Genomic DNA, 19,941 nt, shown 5'->3' on the forward strand with positions numbered 1-19,941 from the left:
CAGGCTCCCGGGCACGACACGTCGCGCCGCCACCCGTCGACCGGACGGGCGGCGCGGACCGGCCTGAGGGTGGGCGTCCTCCGTCGCGCAGCCACGGGACGCGACCTGACGACAGAGAGCCCATGCCCCGTCACACCTCCCCCCTGCCCCGCCGCCTGGCCCCCTTCAGGCGCGCCGCGGCCACCGCCGGACTGACCGCCGCCGCCCTCGTCGTGGGGGCCGGTGGGTACACCGTCGCCACCTCGCCGGCCCTGGCCGCGGCGCCGGGCGACCGGTTCTCCGTCGCCGACCTGCTGGGCGAGGAGCCCGCCGGGACCGTCGAGCTGGACCCCGCCGCGGTCCGTCGCGACGACGAGCAGGCCTCCCGCGCCGAGCGCGCACCGCTCGACGCGGGCCTGCCGTCGACCTCGGCCGAGGCCCAGTCCTGGGTCGACGAGGTCGGCGAGCTGGAGGCCATCCTCGCCGAGCGCGCCGCGGCGGAGGAGGCCGAGCGCCAGGCCGCCGCGGAGGAGGCCGAGCGTCTCGCCGCGGAGGAGGCCGAGCGCCAGGCCGCGGCGGAGGAGGCCGAGCGTCTCGCCGCGGAGGAGGCCGAGCGCCAGGCCGCGGAGGAGGAGGTCGAGCGCCTCGCCGCCGAGGAGGCCGCCGCCGAGGAGGCCGCCGCCGAGGAGGCCGCGGCGCAGGAGGCGGCCCAGGCCGCAGCCGCCGCGCCCGCCGACCCCGGTTCCAGCCGGGCCGTCGCGCAGTCCCTCATCGGCTCCTGGGGCTGGGGCGGCGACCAGTGGTCCTGCCTGGACCAGCTTCTGGGAGAAGGAGTCCAACTGGCGCCACACCGCGGACAACCCCAGCTCCAGCGCGTACGGCATCCCGCAGGCGCTGCCCGGCCGCAAGATGGCCAGCGAGGGCGCCGACTGGGAGACCAACCCCGAGACGCAGATCCGGTGGGGCCTGGGCTACATCGACGAGGTCTACGGCAGCCCGTGCGCCGCGTGGCAGCACAGTGTGGACAACAACTGGTACTGATCGGCCGACCATGACGCCGACCAGTGCGCTGACGACGAAGGGCCCCGCGGGTGCGGGGCCCTTCGTCGTACCGGCTCAGCCGCGTCCGGCGGGCCCCGTCATCGTGGTCACGTCCAGGTAGTCGTCCAGCTGCGCCTCGGTCAGCTGCTGCCCGTCGACGTGGCCCAGGTCGACCACGGCCTGCCGGATGGTGATCCGCTCCTTGAGGGCGTGCTTGGCCACCGCCGCGGCGGCCTCGTAGCCGATAACCCGGTTGAGCGGGGTGACGATCGACGGCGAGGACTCCGCGAAGGCGCGGCAGCGGTCGACGTCGGCCTCGATGCCGGCCACGCAGCGGTCGGCCAGCAGCCGGGAGGCGTTGGCCAGCAGCCGCGCCGACTCCAGCACGTTGCGCGCCATGACGGGGATCTGGACGTTGAGCTCGAAGGTCCCCGACGCGCCGGCCCACGCGACCGCGGCGTCGTTGCCGACCACCTGGGAGCACACCATGAGCGTGGCCTCGGGCAGCACCGGGTTGACCTTGCCCGGCATGATCGAGCTGCCCGGCTGGAGGTCCGGCAGCCGGATCTCGGCCAGCCCGGTGGTGGGGCCGGAGGACTTCCACCGCAGGTCGTTGCACACCTTGGTCAGGCTGACGGCCACGGTCCGCAGCGCCCCCGACGCCTCGACCAGGCCGTCACGGGCGCCCTGGGCCTCGAAGTGGTCGCGCGCCTCGGTGACGGGCAGGCCGGTCTCGGCGGCCAGGCGGGCCACGACGGCGGCGGCGAAGCCGGGCGGGGTGTTGATCCCGGTGCCGACCGCGGTGCCGCCCAGGGGCACCTCGGCGACGCGGGGCAGGGCGGCCTGCACCCGCTCGACCCCGCGGCGGACCTGCGCGGCCCAGCCGGCGAACTCCTGGCCGAGCGTGACGGGGGTGGCATCCATCAGGTGCGTCCGGCCGGACGTGACCACGTCGGCGAGCTCGGCGGCCTTGGCCTCCAGGGCCGCGGCCAGGTGCTCCAGGGCCGGGACGGTGTCGGTGGCCAGGGCGGAGGTGGCGGCCACGTGGACGCTGGTGGGGAAGACGTCGTTGCTGGACTGCGAGGCGTTGACGTGGTCGTTGGGGTGCACGTCGGCCCCCAGGTGACGGGTGGCCAGGGTGGCCAGCACCTCGTTCATGTTCATGTTGCTGCTGGTGCCCGACCCGGTCTGGAACACGTCGACCGGGAACTCGGCGTCGAAGGCACCCTCGGGGGCGCCGGCGACGACCTCGTCGGCCGCGGCGGCGATCGCGTCGGCCACGGGCTGCTCGAGCACCCCCAGGTCGGCGTTGACCTGGGCGGCGGCCTTCTTGACGCGGGCCAGCGCGACCACGTGGGCGCGTTCCAGCCCGACACCGCTGATCGGGAAGTTCTCGACGGCGCGCTGGGTCTGCGCCCGGTACAGCGCCCGGGCCGGGACCCTCACCTCGCCCATCGTGTCGTGCTCGACGCGGAACTCGGGTGCGGCTGCGGAGTCAGTCATGGCGCCATTCTGGCCGTCCGGCGGCGACGGTGCGACGCTGGCGGGGTGAGCAGGGACGCGGACGCGCCGGCGAGGACGAGCTGGCTGGTGCCGGTCCAGCTGGTCGCCGTCGCGGCGCACGCGCTGCCGGGTGGGCCGGGTCTGACCGTCCCGGTTCCCGCGCGGGTGCTCGGAGCCGCGACGGTGGCGGCGGGTCTCGCCCTCACCTGGTCATCCGCACGTCGGCTGGGGGCGGACCTGACCCCGGCGGTGACGCCGCGGCCGGGCGCGGCCCTGCGGACCGACGGCGTGTACGCCCGGACCCGCCACCCGCTGTACGCGGGCGTGCTGGTCGCCTCGGCCGGGGCCGTGCTGCTGCGGGGCCGGCTGAGCACCCTGCTGGCCGCCGCCGTGCTCGGCGGCGTGCTGCACGTCAAGGCGGGGGCGGAGGACCGGGTGCTCGCCGAGCGGTTCGGGCCGGCCTGGCGGGCCTACGCCGCCCGCGTGCCACGGCTGGTGCCCCGGCTGCGCTGAGGCCGCCCCGTCGGTCCTGCTCGGTCGGTCCCGCCGGTCGGTCCCGCCCGGTCGGTCCCGCCCGGTGGGTCCCGCCCGGTCAGTCCTGCCCGGCGTCGACCAGGTCGCCCGGGCCCTGCCACCACAACGGCTCCACCACCCCGTCGGCCAGCGTGTAGTACGTGCCGATCACACCGAGCCGGCCCGCGTCCACCGCGGTCCGGACGGCCTCGGAACGCTCCAGCAGCTGGCGCGCGGTGGACCCGACGTGCTCGCGGACGATGTCGTCCACCGTGGTGGCGCCCCGGTGCTCGGCGGCCAGGACGCTGGTGGTGACGCGTTCGACGATGTCCCGGACGAAGCCACCGGGCACCTGGCCCTCGTGCCGGGCCCGCAGGGCGGCCGACACCGCGCCGCAGGAGTCGTGGCCGAGGACCACCAGCAGCGGCACCTCCAGGACCTCGACCGCGAACTCGACGGAGCCCAGGACGGCGGTGTCCAGGGCGTGCCCGGCCGTGCGGACGACGAACAGGTCGCCCAGGCCCCGGTCGAACACCAGCTCGGCGGCCACCCGGGAGTCCGAGCAGCCGAGCACCACGGCGAACGGCCGCTGGCCGGTGCTGACCAGCCGGCGCTGCTCGGCGTCGGCGTGCGGCCGCTCGGCCGCGTCGGCCGCGAACCGGGCGTTGCCGCGGGACAGCTCGGCCCAGGCCTCGTTGGGGGTGGTGGGGTGCGCGGTCGTCATGTCAGTGCTGCTCCTGGGCGGACGGGGCCGGTGCGGTCGGTGCGGTCGGTGCGGTCGGTGCGGTCGTCGAGCTCGCGACGCCAGGGCGGGTCCGCCCCGGGCCGCGAGCAGGTGATGGACGCGATCCGGGCGGCGTGGGTCAGCACGTCCCGCACCGTCGCCTCGTCCACCGCCCGCAGGGCGTCGCGCCGGTCGGCCCCGAGCAGCCGGTGCCGGGCCAGGCCGTCGAGCAGGCCCGACATGAACGAGTCGCCGGCCCCCACGGTGTCCACGACGTCGGTCGGCGGGCTGTCCACGTGCACCCGCCCGGCCGCGGTGAGGGCGTCCGCGCCGCCGCCGCCGCGGGTGACGACCACGATCGAGGCCCCCCGCATCAGCCAGGAGCCGGCGACGTCGAGCGGGTCGACGCCGGGACGGAGCCACTCGAGGTCCTCGTCGCTGACCTTGACCACGTCGGAGATGCCCACGTAGGCCAGCACCTTGGCCAGGGCGACGTCGGGGTCGCCCATCAGGCGCGGGCGCGCGTTGGGGTCGTAGGACACCGTGGCCCGGTGCCGGGTGCGTGACAGCAGGCCCTCCACCACCGAGGCCCCCGGGGCGAGCACGGCGGCGATGGAGCCGGTGTGGACCACGTCGAAGCCCTCCACCCCGGACAGCGCGTCGAGGTCGACCGCCGGGACGACCGGGTCGAGGTCGAAGTCGTAGGTCGCCACCCCGGCCTCGTCCAGCCGTGCGGTCGCGGTCGACGTCGCCGTCGCGCCGCGGCTGCCCTCGACGAGGTCGACACCCGAGGCGGCCAGGTGCTCGACCAGCAGCGCGCCGTCCTCGTCCTGGCCCAGCCAGGTCAGCAGCTCGGCGCGGTGGTCGAGGCGGGCCAGGCCCAGGGCCACGTTGGCGGGGCTGCCGCCCGGGTGGCGGCCGAGCGCCTCACCGTCGGGGCCGACCACGACGTCGACCAGCGCTTCACCGACCACCAGAGCCCTCACCATGAGGGCAGGCTAGCCATCGGTCACCATGGGGGCGTGAGCGTCCCCGTACCCGAGGCCGAGCCCGGCCCCCCGAAGCCCCGGCGCCGCGGCCGCCAGACCGCGTTCGACATGGTGCTGAGCCTGGTCGTGATCCTCGCCGTGGTCGGGGCCGTGCTGCTGTTCGCGCCGCAGCCCGGGGCGGTCGAGCAGCCGCAGGTCGGTGACACCGAGGCCGTGACCGCGGTGCAGGAGGCGGCCGAGGCGCTCGGCACCGGCCCCCTGCTGCTCGTCGCCGGTCCGCAGGCCGGCGACCTGCGACCCGAGGACGTGCCCGAGGCCTCCGACGTCGTGGCGGTGGGTGACGGCTGGCGGCTGGACTACGCCCGCACCGAGACCACCGACGAGGTCACCACCTGGCGGCTGGGGGTGCTGTCGCCCGGGGAGCGCCGGGTCGACCTCGAGCAGGCGGTGGCCCCGACCGAGGAGTGGCTGACCCGCGCGGACGACGGCAGCGTCGGTCCGCCGGAGCAGGTGGAGGTCGGCGGGCTGCCCTGGAGCCGCCAGGTGCGGGGCGACAGCGACACCGCGTACGTGCACGTAGCGGCCGAGGGCACGGCCGGTCCGGGACTGACGACCGCCGTGTCGGCCTCGGCGGACTCCGCGGACCTGCGCGAGGTCGTCGAGCTGGTCGCGGGGTCGTTGGCGCCCAGCTGACCCGGCCGGTCGTCCGGGCGCCGGTCGTTCGGGCGCCGGTCGTTCGGGCGCCGGTCGTTCGGGCGCCGGTCGTCGGGGCGCCGTCGTCACCCGGTCGCCTCGCCGCCCGAGCTGCTGGCGTCGCCCGAGCCGGCTGCGTCGAGCCGCGCCAGCGCCCCGTCCAGGACCACCTGGCAGCGGGCGGCCAGGGCCTCGCCCCGTTCCCACAGGGCCAGGGACTCCTCGAGGTCGGCGCTGCCGGACTCCAGGCGGCGCACGACGTCGACGAGCTCGTCCCGGGCGGCCTCGTACGGCATGGTCGACGGGTCGGCGGGGGAGTCGGTCACGGGCTGCTCCTGTCGTCGGGCGGGGTGCGGCCGGTCGGGCCGCTTGTCGTGCGGGTCGGGTCCGTCGTGCGGGTCGGGTCCGTCGTGCGGGTCGGGCCGGGCGTGCGGGCCGCGGGCGGCCCGTCCTCGGGCAGCACGGCCACCTGCAGGCTGCCGCGGGCCAGGGCGACCTCCAGCGTCGTGCCGACCGGGGCCTGCTCCGGGCCGGTGACGACGTGGCGGTCCTGCCCTTCGGCGGGCACGGTCCGCACGATGGCGTAACCACGCTCGAGGGTCGCGGCGGGGGAGATCGCGCGCAGGTGGGCCAGCGTCGAGGCCAACGACTCGGCCCGTCGCCGCACCCCGCGCCCCGCGGCGAGCCGCAGCCGCGTCCGCCAGTCCTGCAGCACGGTGACCCGCTCGACGAACAGCCCTCGCAGGTCCGTCAGCGCCGGCCGGGCCCGCAGGTCGCTCAGCCGGCGCCGCTCCCGGTACACCCGCTGGCGCAGCGCGGTCTCGGCGCGGGCCCTGGCCTGCGTCACCACGGCGAGCTCGGCGGTGGCGTCCGGCACGACGCGGCGGGCGGCGTCGGTGGGGGTGGAGGCCCGGACGTCGGCAACCAGGTCCAGCAGCGGGGTGTCCACCTCGTGGCCGATGGCGGACACCACGGGCGTCCGGCACGCCGCCACCACGCGCAGCAGGGCCTCGTTGCTGAACGGCAGGAGGTCCTCGGTGGAGCCGCCGCCGCGGGCGACGACGATGACGTCGACGTGGGGCACGTCGTCGAGCTCGGCCACGGCCGCGCCGACCTGGGTGACGGCGGCCGGTCCCTGGACGGCCACCTCGCGCAGCTCGATCCGAACGGCGGGCCAGCGGCGCCGGGCGTTGTCGACGACGTCCTTCTCGGCGGCGCTGCCCCGTCCGCAGACCAGCCCCACGGCCCGGGGCAGGAAGGGCAGGGGCCGCTTGCGGGCCGGGTCGAAGAGCCCTTCGCCGGCCAGCGTCCGCTTGAGCTGCTCGACCTGGGCCAGCAGCTCGCCCTCGCCGACGGGACGGGCGACCTGCACCCACAGGGACAGGGTGCCGCGCTTGGCGTAGAAGCGGGGCTCCACCCGCAGCACCACCCGGGCGCCCTCCCGGACCGCGGGCCCGGCCGCGTCGAGCGTGGTGACCGGGGCCATGGCCGACATCGACACCTCGGCGTCGGTGTCCCGCAGGTCGAGGAACGCCATGGACTGACCGGGCCGGCGCTTGAGCGACACGATCTGCGCCTCGACCCACAGCGACGGCATCCGGGCCACGTAGCCACCGATGTTGTGGGTCAGCAGCCGCAGCGGCCACGGCCGGCTGGGGGTGGTGTCGGAGGCCCGCTCGGGGACCGGCTCGGGGCCGGACGGCGGTACCGGGGCGCTTTCCATCGCGGCCAACCTACGATGGGGGCGTGACGGAACTTCGTAAGCGTGTCCTGCTCGCCGCTCCCCGGGGCTACTGCGCCGGTGTCGACCGGGCGGTGGTCGCCGTCGAGAAGGCCCTCGAGCTGTACGGCCCCCCCGTCTACGTCCGCAAGGAGATCGTCCACAACAAGCACGTCGTGGAGACCCTGGCCGGGCGCGGGGCGATCTTCGTCGACGAGACCGACGAGGTGCCGGAGGGCGCCCGGGTCGTGTTCAGCGCCCACGGGGTCTCGCCGCAGGTCCACGCCGAGGCGGCCAAGCGGATGCTGCAGACCATCGACGCCACCTGCCCCCTGGTGACCAAGGTGCACAAGGAGGCCGTCCGGTTCGCCGACGACGACTACGACATCCTGCTGATCGGCCACGAGGGCCACGAGGAGGTCGAGGGCACCGCGGGCGAGGCGCCGGACCGGATCCAGCTGGTGGACGGGCCCGACGACGTGGCCAACGTCGTCGTGCGGGACCCGTCGCGGGTGGTGTGGCTGTCCCAGACCACGCTGAGCGTCGACGAGACCATGGAGACGGTCCGCCAGCTGCGCCAGCGCTTCCCCGAGCTGGCCGACCCGCCCAGCGACGACATCTGCTACGCCACCCAGAACCGGCAGGTCGCGGTCAAGAAGATCGCCACCGAGGCCGAGCTGGTCATCGTCGTCGGGTCGGCCAACTCCTCCAACAGCGTGCGCCTGGTCGAGGTCGCCCTGGAGAACGGGGCGGCGACGTCCTACCGGGTCGACACCGCCCGCGAGATCGACGAGGCCTGGCTGGACGGGGTCAGCACGGTCGGTGTCACCTCGGGTGCGTCCGTGCCGGAGATCCTGGTCCGCGAGGTCGTCGAGTGGCTGGCCGAGCGTGGCTACGCCGACTGCGAGGAGGTCGTGACGGCCGAGGAGGACCTGCTGTTCTCGCTGCCCAAGGAGCTGCGCAAGGACATCAAGACCGCCAAGCAGCAGGCCGCCGCGGCCCGGGGCTGACGGCGGCCGGGGTCGGGGCCGGCTCGTGGGGACCCCGTCGGACTGGGTGAGCGGGGAGCGGGTGTTCGCGCCGCCCACGGGCACGTTGGACGTGGACTGGCTCGTGCCGGCGGTGGTCGAAGCCGTGCCGGGGTGCGCCCCGGCGCAGGCCCGCGCCGCGCTGCTCGAGGCGTGGAAGCGCGCCCAGGCAGTTCGGGCGTCGCCTCCGCCCGTGACGTCGCCTGCCACCAGCCCGGAACCGGCCAGCCCCGAGCCGGCCAGCCCGGAGCCGGCCAGCCCGGAGCCGGCCAGCCCGGAGCCGGCCGGATCGGATTCGCCGGGCCCGGCCCCGACCGCCCCGGTACCAGCCGGACCGCTGCAGCAGACCGCCGACCGCGTGGTCGCCGAGGCCCTGCGTACGTTCCGCGCCTGAGACGGCGGGCCGCTCACGCCGCCCTGGCCAGCTGCTCACGCAGCCAGGGCTCGATCCAGCTTGCCGAGGTGACGCGAGGCACGTCGGGCTCCCCGCCCGCGTCGTCGCCCACGTCGGCGGCGGCACAGACCGACGGCTGTGCTCCCGGCCAGGGTGAGGGTGCTCCCGGCAGGGGAGGGGCCGTCGACACGTAGGTGTGCCCGGTCGGGGTGGTGGTGAAGACGGTGTGGCGCATCGGGGGGTCACCAGGCGCCTCGCCCGGTGGTGACGTCGCGGGCGGGTGGAGGGGGGCAGCGTCGGAGACCGGTGGGTCGTGCGCCGTGGCGTGCCAGCCGAGCGCCTGGCGGACGTAGTTGCAGCGCTCGCACAGTCCCTGCGAGTTGCGGCTGCTGGTGGGGCCACCGGCGGCGTGGGGCACGACGTGGTCGACGTGACGGACCGGTGCGTCGCACCACGGGTTGCGGCAGGTGCCCCCGTCGCGGGTGCGGACGAGGTCGGCCAGCCCCCGCGGTGCGGTCCGGGCGCGGGACTCCATGGCCACGAGGGCGCCGAAGCGGTCCGTGATCAACCGGGTCAGGAACACCCGCGCCTCGCTCTGGTGCCCGGTCCCGACGCCAGGAGCGCCGGTGCCCGTGCCGGTACCAGTGCCATCGCCCGTGCAGGCGCGGTCGAGGGCGTCGGCAACGAGCTGGCGTGCCCAGCCCGCGGGGACGGGACCGTAACCGTCCAGGTGGGCGGGCTCGTCGTCGCCGTCCAGCAGTGCACGGTCGGTCATCACCAGATGCACGGCGATGTCACCCGGCCGGGTCCGTGGCGAAGAGGGTGCCGCCGGCATGGGCGCCGCTTCGGACGGGCCCGCCGCTGCGGACGGGCCCGCCGAGTCCCAGGTGGTCGCAGCGATCGTGGCCGCCCAGCCACCGGGCGCCCCGGCCACACCTCCACCTGCAGTCCCACCCGCATCCGCAGCCGCCCCAGCCGCACCGGCACCTGTGAGGTCCGCAGCACCCGTGAGCCGGTCGACCAGGAGGTCCGCCATCAGCTGGCCCCGTCCCCGCGGGTCACCGTGGTTGCGGGCCGCCTCGGCCGCCCGCCCCAGCGAGGCGTGCGCGGCGATGGCGTCCCGGGCCGGGAGCAGCGCGGTCAGGTAGGCCATGGTGTCCGGCGCGGGACGGACGGTCACGCACCGCTCGCCCTCGGCCCGGCGGGACCGCTCGACCACGCTGCGGGGATCGAGTCGGTAGGCCACCTGCTTGACCCGCGCCGCCAGCGCCCGGTCTCCGAGCTGCTCGAGCGCGCGCAGGCGATCGGCGTCGCCGGCGAGCTCGGCGTCGACGGCCGTGCGGTCGGCTGCGGTCAGGACCGCGCTCTCGCGGACGAGGATGGTGGCCCGCCACTCGCTGACCCGCCCGGCCTGCAGGGCGGCCAGCGTGTGCGGCATCTCGTGAACCAGGGCCTTGGCCAGGCCCAGGTGGCGGCCACCACGATGGGGCGAGTCCCGGCGGGCCAGGGCCACCTGCGCGTCGACCCCGCGACCGCGCTCCGCGGCGGGCACCCCGGCAGCCTCCTGCACCTGCCGCTGGCTGGCGTCCAGGTCCGCGGCGAGACGTGCCTGGGTCGCGGCGGCCGCGGCCTTCACGACCTCGAGGGCGCGGATCAGGTCGACACGCCCCGCGTCATCGCCCGCCTGCACCGGCAGCGCGGTCCAGCCTGCGGCGAGGTCGGTGAGTCGTGACACGGCCTCGTCCGAGGTCCGGCGAAGGGCACTGACAGGTGCCGAGGTCTCGGCCGGTGCCGAGGTTGCGGCGACGACGTCCATCCGATCCCCTCCAAGCCCCTCGAACCACGCCCTTCGATCAACGTGAGACACATCGTCGACCCCACCCCGGACACAACCCCACCCTCGGCCTCGCACCAACCGACACCGGGTGAGCACGGATCGCTAGCCGGTCCGGCGGTCGTCCCGACTTCGGCGCTGCGGCGCCGCGTCCTCCTGCAGCAGGTCGAGCAGCCCGTCGTGGCCGTCGTCGTCCGGACCAGGTCCACCCAGCACGTCGTCGATCAGCTCGGGGGCGGTGAGCGGGCGCGGCGACACCTCCAGCGGGGCCACGACCGCGAGGTCGTCGTCGACCACGCCGAGGTCACGCATCCGCCGCGCCGTGACCAGGACCCGCGACTCCAACGAGGAGACCAGGGCGTTGTAACCCTCCACCGTGCGCTGCAGGTCGCGGCCCAGCTTGCCGGTGTGCCCGCCGAGCGTGCCCAGCCGGGCGTGCAGCTCGCGGCCGACGTCGAACAGCTGCCGGGCCGAGCCGGCCAGGGCGTCCTGCTGCCAGGTCAGCGCCACCGTGCGCAGCAGGGCCAGCAGCGTGGTGGGCGTGGCGAGCACGACCCGCTTGGCCATGGCGGCCTCCAGCAGCGAGGGGTCGGCCTGGCAGGCCGCGGCCAGGAACGCCTCGCCCGGCACGAAGCACACGACGATCTCGGGGGAGTCGGTGAACGCCGTCCAGTACTGCTTGCCCGCCAGGGCGTCGACGTGGCCGCGCACCGCCTTGGCGTGGTCGTCGTAGCGCTGCTCCAGGAACGCGGACAGCGGGGCCTTGGCGTCCACCACGACGTGCTTGCCCCCGGGCAGGTGGACCACCAGGTCGGGGCGGACGGTGGCTCCTGAGCGCGACGTGCCGGTCGCCTGCTCGGTGAAGTCGACCCGCTCCAGCATCCCCGCGTGCTCGACCACCCGGCGCAGCTGCACCTCGCCCCAGGACCCGCGGGCGTTGGGGGAGCGCAGCGCGCCCGCCAGCGCCGCCGTCTGCGTCCGCAGCGCCTCGTTGGTCAGCGCCAGCCCGGACAGCTGCTCGCGCAGGCCCGCGTACTGCGCCACCCGGTCGCGCTCCAGCACGGCGACCTGCCGCTCGACCCGCGCCAGCGTCGAGCTGAGCGGGGCCAGGGTCTGCTCCTGCGAGGCCCGGTCCTCCAGGGCGGTCTCGAGGGACTCCACCCGGGCCGCGAGCAGGTCCCGCTCGGCCGTGACGCCCGCCCGCAGCGCCGCGGCCCGGGACCGCCCCAGCGCCGCGCCCAGCCCGGTGCCCAGCAGCAGACCGACGAGCAGGCCGGCCACCAGGGCCACCAGCAGCCAGGCCGGCGGTGCACCGGAGGGGACGGGGAGGGCTGAGGTCACGGGGTCCACACGAGCAGGATGCGACCGGCCCGGGACACAACCGGTCAGGCGCGCGCGTCGGGCGACCACGACCGGGCCCGTAGACTCCTGCGACCGTGGCACTCACTATCGGGATCGTCGGCCTGCCGAACGTGGGCAAGTCCACCCTCTTCAACGCCTTGACCGCCAACGACGTGCTCGCGGCGAACTACCCGTTCGCGACCATCGAGCCCAACGTCGGCGTGGTCCCGCTGCCCGACCCCAGGCTGAAGGTCCTGGCGGAGGTGTTCGGCAGCGAGAAGATCGTGCCGGCGGTGGTGTCGTTCGTCGACATCGCGGGCATCGTCCGCGGCGCGAGCGAGGGGCAGGGGCTGGGCAACAAGTTCCTGGCCAACATCCGCGAGGCCGACGCCGTCTGCCAGGTGATCCGGGCTTTTGTCGACGACGACGTGGTCCACGTCGACGGCAAGGTCGACCCGGGCGAGGACATCGAGACCATCAACACCGAGCTGGTGCTGGCCGACCTGCAGACGGTGGAGAACGCGATCCCGCGCCTGGAGAAGGAGGTCCGCGGCAAGAAGGTCGAGCCGGCGGTCCTGGACGCCGCGCGGGCCGCGGAGGCCGTGCTGGCCGAGGGGACCCCGCTGTCGGTGGCCGTGGCGCGCAAGCAGCTCGACGCCGCCGACCTGCGCGAGCTCGGCCTGCTCACCACCAAGCCGTTCATCTACGTGTTCAACGTCGACGCCGACGCCCTGGGCGACACCCCGGAGGCCACCGCGACCCGGGAGCGGCTGGCGGCCCTGGTCGCCCCCGCGGAGGCGATCTTCCTCGACGCGCAGCTGGAGTCCGAGCTGGCGGGGCTGGACGAGGCCGACGCGGCCGAGCTGCTGGCCGAGTCCGGCCAGGACGAGCCCGGCCTGCACCAGCTGGCCCGGGTCGGTTTCGCCACGCTCGGTCTGCAGACCTACCTGACGGCGGGGCCGAAGGAGTCACGGGCCTGGACCATCCGGCAGGGCGCCACGGCGCCCGAGGCGGCCGGCGTGATCCACACGGACTTCCAGCGGGGCTTCATCAAGGCCGAGGTGGTCAGCTTCGACGACCTGGTCCAGGCCGGGTCCATGGCCGAGGCGAAGGCGAAGGGCAAGGCCCGGATCGAGGGCAAGGACTACGTCATGGTCGACGGCGACGTCGTGGAGTTCCGCTTCAACGTGTGACACCCCGCGGGTGCGCTCCGGGCGCTACCCGGCGGTAACGGCCGCGGGCGCACAACGGTTGCATCTCGGTAACGCACGGCGCGCTGTTCTTGCGACGGGTGTCCGGTCTGCGGCATGTTTCGTCGGTCAACCGCTGCCATGGCCACCGCCGCGCAGCGACGAACCCTGATGGAGGATCCCCAGTGATCAACACCCGGAAGAGCGCGAAGTACGTCGCTCTGCTCACCGGCTCCGCTCTCGTGCTCGCCGCGTGCGCGACGTCCGGAGACGACCCCGACGACGGCGCCACGGTCGGCGCGGAGCCCGTCGAGACCGAGGCCAGCGAGGCCCCCGCGGGCAGCGGCGCCACCTTCACCTACGGCTACGAGCAGGAGCTGTTCTCCTACAACTCGAACACCGCCGAGACCAACGCCTCGGCCAACGCCGTCGCGCTGAACCAGGTCCTGCCCGGCTTCTGGTACTTCCAGGGCGGGGACGGCGCCGTCGTCCCCAACGAGGAGTTCGGCACCTACGAGGTCACCTCGGAGGACCCGCTCACGGTCGAGTACACCTTCGCCGAGGGGGCCGTGTGGTCCGACGGCGAGCCCATCGACTGCGACGACGCCGTGCTGTTCTGGGCCGCGCACTCCGGCCAGTTCGAGGCGTTCTCCAACCCCGGCACGACCGGCTACGAGAACCACGACCGCCCGCAGTGCGAGGACGGCGACACGACCTTCGTCGTGGAGTACAACACCCCGTTCGGTGACTACGCCGCGCAGTTCGGCCAGTTCATGCCGGCCCACATCGTCGAGCAGAACGGTGGCGTCGAGGACATCATCGCCGCCGTCGACGCCGGCGACGCCGAGGCCCTGTCCGGCGCGGCCGAGTTTCTGGAACACCGGGTTCAACTTCAACCCCGGCGAGTGGAACAGCGAGATCGGTTTGTCGGCCGGCCCGTACATGGTCGAGTCCTGGGAGGCCGGGCAGTCCATCACCTACGTGGCCAACCCCATGTGGTGGGGCACCCCGCCCGCCAGCGACACCGTCGTGACCCGGTTCATCGGCCAGGACGCCCAGGCGCAGGCGCTGCAGAACGGCGAGATCCAGGCCATGGACCCGCAGCCCAGCCCCGACCTGCTCGCGCAGCTCGAGGCCATCGGCGACAGCATCAGCTTCGAGCCGCAGGACCAGTTCACCTACGAGCACTGGGACTTCAACTTCGACGGGCCGTTCGCGGACCCGGCGCTGCGTGAGGCGTTCGCCCTCTGCATCCCGCGCCAGCAGATGATCGACAGCCTGATCGCCCCGCTGAACCCCGAGGCCGAGGTGCTCAACGCGCGCTTCGTCTTCCCGTTCGAGCCGCAGTACCAGGAGGTCGTCGAGGCCTCCTACGCGGACCAGTCGGAGCAGGACATCGAGGCCGCGGCCGCGATCCTGGCCGAGAACGGCGCCGAGGGCACCGAGCTGCGCCTGGGCCACAACGCGAACCCGCGTCGTGCCCAGGAGGCGGCCCTGATCGTCGAGGCGTGCGGCCCCAACGGCGCCGGCTTCGACGTGCAGGACATCGGCAACGAGGACTTCTTCGAGGCCGAGGGCGAGCTGGCCACCGGCGCGTTCGACGTCGCGCAGTTCGCCTGGGCCGGCTCGGCCCTCAAGTCGGGCTCGTCCTCGACCTTCCAGACGGACGGGGGCAACAACAACGGCAACTACTCCAACCCCGAGGTCGACGAGCTGATCGCCCAGCTGAACGCGGAGACCGACACCGACGCGCAGACGCAGCTGGTCATCGACATCGAGACCATCCTGTGGGAGGACCTGGCGACCATCCCGGGCTTCGCGTTCCCGGGTGTGGTGGCGACGGCGGCCGACGCGCAGGGCGTGGAGTACAACCCCTCGCAGGCCGGTCTGACCTGGAACGCCAACGAGTGGGTCCGCACGGCCCAGTGACCGCCGGGCTGCGCTAGCAGCCGGTAGTCCGGTACGACACGAGACGGGGCTCCGCCCGCGGGTGGGGCCCCGTCTCCGTGTCCGGGACCGGGAGCGCACCGGGGGCCGCAGAGGGCCCGTACGCTCATCTCGCGCCAGGTACGAAACAAGACGGTCACAACGATGTGGCTACCGTGTCGCACACGTCGTCCGACCGCCCCCGACCGCCACCGCGGCCGCAGCGGCACGGCACGACCAGGAGTCTCAGGAGGTCTGCGGTGGGCGTCTTCATCGCACGTCGGGTCATCATCTCGTTCTTCACGCTGCTGGCGGCGACGTTCGTCGTGTACGTGCTGATGGCCAACGCCGGCGACCCGCTGGAGGAGCTGTACGGCATCAGCGACCAGGCGCAGCAGGACGCCGCGATCGAGGGCCGCATCGCGCTGCTCAACCTCGACCAGCCGCTGCTGCAGCGCTACCTCGGCTGGTTGACCGGGGCCGCCGGCTGCCTGGTCGGGGCCTGCGACCTGGGGCAGACCATCGCCCAGCAGGACGTCACCGAGCTGCTGGGGCAGGCGATGGCGTCCACGCTCCGCCTGGTCACGGCGGCCACCATCCTCGCCGTCATCCTCGGGGTCACCGTCGGCATCGTGTCGGCGCTTCGCCAGTACACGGGCTTCGACTACGCCGTGACCTTCCTGGCCTTCCTCTTCTTCTCGCTGCCGATCTTCTGGGTGGCGGTGCTGCTCAAGGAGTTCGGCGCCATCCGGCTCAACGACTGGCTCGCGGACCCCGGGATCCCGGTCGCCGTCATCGTCGGCCTCACCCTGCTCGCCGCCGTGGTCTGGCAGGCGGCCCTGGGCGGCAACAGACGCAGACGGCTCATCACGGCCGGGGTCGCAGCGGCGGCCACGGCCGCCACGCTGATCTACCTGGACGCCGTCGAGTGGTTCGCCCGGCCGGCCCTCGGCCCCGTGCTGGTGGTCGTCATCAGCCTGGCCTGGGCCGTCGGCATCACGTTCCTGGTCTCGGGGCTGCGCAACCGGCGCGTGCTCTACGCCTCGCTGGCCACGGTCGCCGCCGCCCTGGTGGGCAGCATGGTCCTCGCACCGGTGCTGGAGAACCCGACCTGGCTCATCATCCTGCTGTGCACGCTGGGCATCGTGCTGGCCGGCCTGGTCGCGGGGTACCTGCTCGGCGGCCTCGACCGGCCCCAGGCCATGCGCGCGGCGGTGCTGTCCGGCCTGCTGGCGGGCATGACGGTGTTCACCGACTACGTCCTGGCGGCCTTCTCGTCCTACAGCGACCGGGTCGCGGGGCGCGTCATCGCCACCATCGGCTCCGGGACGCCCAACTTCTCGGGCACGTTCTGGGAGGTCTTCCTCGACCAGACGACGGCCCTGGTGCTGCCGACGCTGGCGCTGATCCTCATCTCGTTCGCCACCTACGTCCGCTACACCCGCGCGTCCATGCTCGAGGTGCTCAACATGGACTACGTCCGCACCGCGCGGGCGAAGGGCCTGACGGAGCGCACCGTCACGGTCCGTCACGCCTTCCGCAACGCGCTGATCCCGGTGACCACCTACATGGCCATCGACTTCGGCGCCGTCATCGGCGGCGCGGTCATCACCGAGACCGTCTTCGGCTGGTCCGGCATGGGCGCGCTGTTCCGCAACGGCCTCAACAACGTCGACCCGAACCCCGTCATGGGCTTCTTCCTCGTGACCGCCGTGCTGGTCGTCATCTTCAACCTGCTGGCCGACATCCTCTACGCCTACCTCGACCCCAGGATCAGGCTGTCATGACGGTCCTCCGGCCCACCGACGACCCCCGAGCAGCCCTGGAGCCCCGATGAGCGCACCGACCGTGACGCCGACCACCGAGCCGGACGACAGCGACGCCGAGTTCAGCAGCATCAAGGCGCGCACCCAGGGCCAGCTCGTCTTCCGCCGCTTCATCCGCCACCGCGGGGCCATGGCCGGCCTCATCGTGTTCCTCGGCATCACCCTGCTGGCCATCACCAGCATCGGCGCCGGCCCGTTCCCCGGCTGGTGGGACAAGACCTTCACCACCACCGGGCCCGTCATCGACGGCGGTCGGCCGACGCTGGACGTGCTGCCCGCGTTCGTCGACGGGGACGGCTTCGCCATCGGCGAGAACCCGTTCGGCCAGGACACCATCGGGCGGGACTACTTCGCCCAGACCATGCAGGGCACGCAGCGCTCGCTGCAGATCGCGCTGCTCGTGGGGCTGGTCTCCACCGTGATGGGCACGCTGGTCGGCGCGGTCGCGGGCTACTTCGGCGGTGTCACCGAGACGGTCCTCATGCGGCTGGTCGACGTCATCATCGCCATCCCCCTGCTGGTGCTCGCGGCCGTGGTGGCCAGCGGCACCAACGGCACCGCCACCGCCCTGGGGCTGTTCCTCGGGGTGGTGGTCTGGACCAGCCTGGCCCGGCTGATCCGGGGGGAGGTGCTGTCGGTCAAGGAGCGCGAGTTCGTCGAGGCGGCCCGGGCCATGGGGGCCAGCCCCGCCCGCATCATCGTCCGGCACATCCTGCCCAACACCATCTCGACCATCATCGTGAGCGCGACGCTCACCATCGCCCTGGCGATCCTGCTGGAGACGGCCCTGAGCTACCTGGGCTTCGGCGTGCAGCGCCCCGACACCAGCCTGGGCCTGCTGATCAGCGACTACCAGCAGGCCTTCGCCACCCGGCCGTGGCTGTTCTGGTTCCCCGGCCTGTTCATCATCGGGATCGCTCTGAGCATCAACTTCATCGGCGACGGGCTGCGCGACGCGTTCGACCCGCGCCAGAACAAGGTCCGCGGATGAGCGGGCAGGAGGGCAGCGGCATGAGCGCCTCGAGCTCCGACCCCACGGGCCCGGCCCACCAGTCCGGGCGCGTCCACCACGTCGGCCCGGCCGGCAGCATCACCGACCCGGGCGACGCCGAGCGCGCCGACCCGTCGGCGGAGATCCTGCGGGTGGAGGACCTGACGGTCCGGTTCCCGACCGACGACGGCGTCGTCAACGCCGTCCGCGGGGTCAGCTACACCCTGCACCCGCGCGAGGTGCTCGGCATCGTGGGCGAGTCCGGCTCCGGCAAGTCCGTGTCCAGCATGGCCGTGATGGGCCTGCTGCCCCGCAGCGCCAGGGTGTCGGGCCGCATCGTGTTCCGCGGCGACGACGTGCTCACGATGCGTCCCGAGCAGCAGCGCGGCCTGCGCGGGCGCAAGATCGGGATGATCTTCCAGGACCCGATGACGGCGATGAACCCGGTGCTGACCATCGGCAACCAGCTGGCCGAGGCCGTCCGCAGCCACGAGCACATCTCGCAGTCCTCCGCCCTGGTCCGGGCCACCGAGATGCTCGACCTGGTCGGCATCCCCCAGGCCAAGACCCGGCTGCGGTCCTACCCGCACGAGTTCTCCGGCGGCATGCGGCAGCGCGCGATGATCGCGATGGCCGTCATCAACCGCCCGGACGTCATCTTCGCCGACGAGCCGACCACGGCGCTGGACGTGACGGTGCAGGCGCAGATCCTCGACACGCTGCTGGACGTCAAGGACGCCGTGGACGCGGCCATCGTGTTCATCACCCACGACCTGGGCGTCATCGCCAGCGTGGCCGACCGGGTGCTCGTGATGTACGCGGGCAAGCCGGTCGAGACCGCGGGCGTGGACGAGATCTTCACCGAGCCGCGGATGCCGTACACCGCCGGCCTGCTGGGCTCGATGCCGACGACCGACCTGATCGGGGAGCGGCTTCGGCCGATCCAGGGCACGCCGCCGTCGCTGATCAGCCTGCCCAGCGGCTGCCCGTTCCGGCCCCGCTGCCCCATCGCGGTGGCGCAGTGCGCGACCAGCGAGCCGCCGCTGACCGAGACCGACCGACGCGGCCACTCGGCCGCGTGCCACCGCTGGCAGGACGTGGCCGGCTACGAGGACGCGACGTCGATGTTCCGGGTGGACCCGGCCGCCGTCGGAGGGACGACGCCATGAGCACCGACACCACCACCGGCGACGCGCGCGCCGCGGCCGGCCCCGGTCCCGGGTCCGGTCACCTGCTCGAGGTCGAGGACCTCGTCATGAACTTCCCCGTCCGGGGCGGTGGCCTGGTCCGGCGCACGGTCGGGCAGGTGCAGGCCGTCAGCGGCGTGTCGTTCAGCGTCGACGCCGGCGAGACCCTGGGCGTGGTCGGCGAGTCCGGCTGCGGCAAGTCCACGACCGGTCGCGCCGTGCTCCAGCTGCACAAGCCGACGTCCGGCTCGGTCCGGTTCCAGGGCCAGGAGCTCACCGAGATGTCGCCCCGGCGGCTCCGGCCGTTCCGGCGCGACCTGCAGATCGTCTTCCAGGACCCGTACGCCTCGCTCAACCCCAAGCTGCCCGTCAACGACCTGGTGTCCGAGCCGCTCAAGATCCACAAGCAGTGGAAGGGCAAGCAGGGCAAGGAGCGGGTGGCCGAGCTGCTGCAGCTGGTGGGGCTCAACCCCGAGCACGGCAACCGGTTCCCGCACGAGTTCAGCGGCGGCCAGCGCCAGCGCATCGGCATCGCCCGCGCGCTGGCCCTGGAGCCCAAGATGCTGGTGCTCGACGAGCCGGTGTCGGCGCTGGACGTGTCGGTCCAGGCCGGGGTCATCAACCTGCTGGAGGACCTGCAGCAGCGGATGAACCTGGGCTACCTCTTCATCGCGCACGACCTGTCGATCGTCCGGCACATCAGCGACCGGGTGGCCGTGATGTACCTGGGCCGCATCGTCGAGGTCGCCTCGCGCGACGACCTGTACGCCTCCGGCCGGCACCCGTACACCCGGGCGCTGCTGTCGGCGGCGCCCGTCGCGGACCCGGTCAAGGAGCGGCACCGCGAGCGCATCACCCTGACCGGCGACGTGCCCAGCCCGCTCAACCCGCCCAGCGGCTGCCGGTTCCGCACCCGGTGCTGGAAGGCGCAGGACATCTGCGCCTCCGAGACGCCGGCGCTGGTGGAGCGCAGCACCGCCCCGGGGCACCTGGTGGCCTGCCACTTCCCGGAGGAGGGCCCGACCGGCTTCTGAGCCGGGCCCTGCTCCGGGCGCCCTGCCA

The 19,941-nt window shown here is 73.9% G+C and carries 19 protein-coding genes; 11 read left to right on the forward strand and 8 right to left on the reverse strand.

Annotated elements, in window-relative coordinates; genetic code table 11:
* Positions 1–122: 122 nt before the first annotated feature.
* The gene (locus SJY06_RS07120) at positions 123–1,034 is read left to right on the forward strand and encodes a hypothetical protein (RefSeq protein WP_380166049.1); all 912 of its coding nucleotides are present in this window, start codon (positions 123–125) and stop codon (positions 1,032–1,034) included.
* A gap of 61 nt (positions 1,035–1,095) precedes the next feature.
* On the opposite strand, the gene SJY06_RS07125 is transcribed toward SJY06_RS07120, so the two are convergent.
* Entirely contained in the window at positions 1,096–2,523 is a 1,428-nt protein-coding gene (locus SJY06_RS07125) for a class II fumarate hydratase (protein ID WP_380166051.1), read from the reverse strand.
* A 45-nt stretch (positions 2,524–2,568) separates the two neighbouring features.
* Here SJY06_RS07125 and SJY06_RS07130 point away from each other — a divergent pair, with 45 nt between their 5' ends.
* Positions 2,569–3,036, forward strand: a complete 468-nt coding sequence (locus SJY06_RS07130; RefSeq protein ID WP_380166053.1) for a methyltransferase family protein — start codon at positions 2,569–2,571, stop codon at positions 3,034–3,036.
* A gap of 79 nt (positions 3,037–3,115) precedes the next feature.
* Here SJY06_RS07130 and SJY06_RS07135 read toward each other — a convergent pair whose 3' ends face one another.
* Complete coding sequence (locus SJY06_RS07135; protein WP_380166055.1) at positions 3,116–3,760, reverse strand: carbonic anhydrase; 645 nt, start codon at positions 3,758–3,760, stop codon at positions 3,116–3,118.
* A complete protein-coding gene (locus tag SJY06_RS07140) occupies positions 3,757–4,749 on the reverse strand; it encodes a carbohydrate kinase (RefSeq protein WP_380166057.1) in 993 nt (330 codons plus the stop codon). The genes SJY06_RS07135 and SJY06_RS07140 overlap by 4 nt, the downstream gene beginning before the upstream one ends.
* Positions 4,750–4,782: 33 nt before the next feature.
* Here SJY06_RS07140 and SJY06_RS07145 point away from each other — a divergent pair, with 33 nt between their 5' ends.
* The gene (locus SJY06_RS07145; RefSeq protein ID WP_380166059.1) at positions 4,783–5,442 is read left to right on the forward strand and encodes a DUF4245 family protein; all 660 of its coding nucleotides are present in this window, start codon (positions 4,783–4,785) and stop codon (positions 5,440–5,442) included.
* Between the two features lie 86 nt (positions 5,443–5,528).
* Here SJY06_RS07145 and SJY06_RS07150 read toward each other — a convergent pair whose 3' ends face one another.
* Positions 5,529–5,768 carry an exodeoxyribonuclease VII small subunit gene (locus SJY06_RS07150; protein WP_380166061.1) on the reverse strand — a complete coding sequence of 80 codons (240 nt, stop codon included), beginning with the start codon at positions 5,766–5,768 and terminating at the stop codon, positions 5,529–5,531.
* A complete protein-coding gene (xseA, locus tag SJY06_RS07155) occupies positions 5,765–7,165 on the reverse strand; it encodes an exodeoxyribonuclease VII large subunit (protein ID WP_380166063.1) in 1,401 nt (466 codons plus the stop codon). The genes SJY06_RS07150 and xseA overlap by 4 nt, the downstream gene beginning before the upstream one ends.
* A 23-nt stretch (positions 7,166–7,188) precedes the next feature.
* Between xseA and SJY06_RS07160 the strand changes: the two genes are divergently transcribed.
* Positions 7,189–8,172 carry a 4-hydroxy-3-methylbut-2-enyl diphosphate reductase gene (locus tag SJY06_RS07160; RefSeq protein WP_380166065.1) on the forward strand — a complete coding sequence of 328 codons (984 nt, stop codon included), beginning with the start codon at positions 7,189–7,191 and terminating at the stop codon, positions 8,170–8,172.
* A gap of 25 nt (positions 8,173–8,197) precedes the next feature.
* Positions 8,198–8,584: a hypothetical protein gene (locus SJY06_RS07165; protein WP_380166067.1), complete on the forward strand. Its 387-nt coding sequence runs from the start codon at positions 8,198–8,200 to the stop codon at positions 8,582–8,584.
* Positions 8,585–8,597: 13 nt separating this feature from the next.
* On the opposite strand, the gene SJY06_RS07170 is transcribed toward SJY06_RS07165, so the two are convergent.
* Together SJY06_RS07170 and SJY06_RS07175 are read right to left on the reverse strand one after the other, a co-directional pair.
* Positions 8,598–10,319, reverse strand: coding sequence for a DUF222 domain-containing protein (locus SJY06_RS07170; RefSeq protein WP_380166069.1), 1,722 nt, complete (start codon positions 10,317–10,319; stop codon positions 8,598–8,600).
* Positions 10,320–10,523: 204 nt separating this feature from the next.
* Entirely contained in the window at positions 10,524–11,759 is a 1,236-nt protein-coding gene (locus tag SJY06_RS07175) for a DNA recombination protein RmuC (RefSeq protein ID WP_380166071.1), read from the reverse strand.
* Positions 11,760–11,854: 95 nt separating this feature from the next.
* Here SJY06_RS07175 and ychF point away from each other — a divergent pair, with 95 nt between their 5' ends.
* Positions 11,855–12,952 carry a redox-regulated ATPase YchF gene (gene ychF / locus SJY06_RS07180; RefSeq protein ID WP_380166073.1) on the forward strand — a complete coding sequence of 366 codons (1,098 nt, stop codon included), beginning with the start codon at positions 11,855–11,857 and terminating at the stop codon, positions 12,950–12,952.
* Here ychF and SJY06_RS07185 read toward each other — a convergent pair.
* Positions 12,904–13,893, reverse strand: a complete 990-nt coding sequence (locus SJY06_RS07185; protein ID WP_380166075.1) for a hypothetical protein — start codon at positions 13,891–13,893, stop codon at positions 12,904–12,906. The genes ychF and SJY06_RS07185 overlap by 49 nt on opposite strands.
* On the opposite strand from SJY06_RS07185, the gene SJY06_RS07190 reads away from it, so the two are divergent.
* The 5 genes from SJY06_RS07190 (at position 13,874) to SJY06_RS07210 (ending at position 19,913) form a co-directional block, all read left to right on the forward strand.
* Positions 13,874–14,878, forward strand: a complete 1,005-nt coding sequence (locus SJY06_RS07190) for an ABC transporter substrate-binding protein (RefSeq protein ID WP_380166077.1) — start codon at positions 13,874–13,876, stop codon at positions 14,876–14,878. The two genes, SJY06_RS07185 and SJY06_RS07190, sit on opposite strands and share 20 nt — an antisense overlap.
* Before the next feature lie 257 nt (positions 14,879–15,135).
* Positions 15,136–16,662, forward strand: a complete 1,527-nt coding sequence (locus SJY06_RS07195; protein WP_380166079.1) for an ABC transporter permease — start codon at positions 15,136–15,138, stop codon at positions 16,660–16,662.
* Positions 16,663–16,708: 46 nt separating this feature from the next.
* Positions 16,709–17,692, forward strand: coding sequence for an ABC transporter permease (locus SJY06_RS07200; protein WP_380166081.1), 984 nt, complete (start codon positions 16,709–16,711; stop codon positions 17,690–17,692).
* Positions 17,689–18,861: an ABC transporter ATP-binding protein gene (locus SJY06_RS07205; protein WP_380166083.1), complete on the forward strand. Its 1,173-nt coding sequence runs from the start codon at positions 17,689–17,691 to the stop codon at positions 18,859–18,861. Before SJY06_RS07200 ends, SJY06_RS07205 begins: the two co-directional genes overlap by 4 nt.
* A gap of 86 nt (positions 18,862–18,947) precedes the next feature.
* Positions 18,948–19,913 carry an ABC transporter ATP-binding protein gene (locus SJY06_RS07210; protein WP_380169682.1) on the forward strand — a complete coding sequence of 322 codons (966 nt, stop codon included), beginning with the start codon at positions 18,948–18,950 and terminating at the stop codon, positions 19,911–19,913.
* Positions 19,914–19,941: the final 28 nt, after the last annotated feature.

It is taken from the genome of Jannaschia sp. R86511, from assembly GCF_042466345.1.
Lineage (GTDB): Bacteria > Actinomycetota > Actinomycetes > Actinomycetales > JBBAYJ01 > Aquipuribacter.

Coding starts and splice junctions, on each gene's coding strand:
- SJY06_RS07140 (WP_380166057.1), bottom strand. CDS start 4,749: ATGGTGAGGGCTCTGGTGGTCGGTGAAGCGCTGGTCGACGTCGTGGTC.
- SJY06_RS07185 (WP_380166075.1), bottom strand. CDS start 13,893: ATGTACGGGCCGGCCGACAAACCGATCTCGCTGTTCCACTCGCCGGGG.
- SJY06_RS07135 (WP_380166055.1), bottom strand. CDS start 3,760: ATGACGACCGCGCACCCCACCACCCCCAACGAGGCCTGGGCCGAGCTG.
- SJY06_RS07210 (WP_380169682.1), top strand. CDS start 18,948: ATGAACTTCCCCGTCCGGGGCGGTGGCCTGGTCCGGCGCACGGTCGGG.
- xseA (WP_380166063.1), bottom strand. CDS start 7,165: ATGGAAAGCGCCCCGGTACCGCCGTCCGGCCCCGAGCCGGTCCCCGAG.
- SJY06_RS07200 (WP_380166081.1), top strand. CDS start 16,709: ATGAGCGCACCGACCGTGACGCCGACCACCGAGCCGGACGACAGCGAC.
- SJY06_RS07120 (WP_380166049.1), top strand. CDS start 123: ATGCCCCGTCACACCTCCCCCCTGCCCCGCCGCCTGGCCCCCTTCAGG.
- SJY06_RS07205 (WP_380166083.1), top strand. CDS start 17,689: ATGAGCGGGCAGGAGGGCAGCGGCATGAGCGCCTCGAGCTCCGACCCC.
- SJY06_RS07125 (WP_380166051.1), bottom strand. CDS start 2,523: ATGACTGACTCCGCAGCCGCACCCGAGTTCCGCGTCGAGCACGACACG.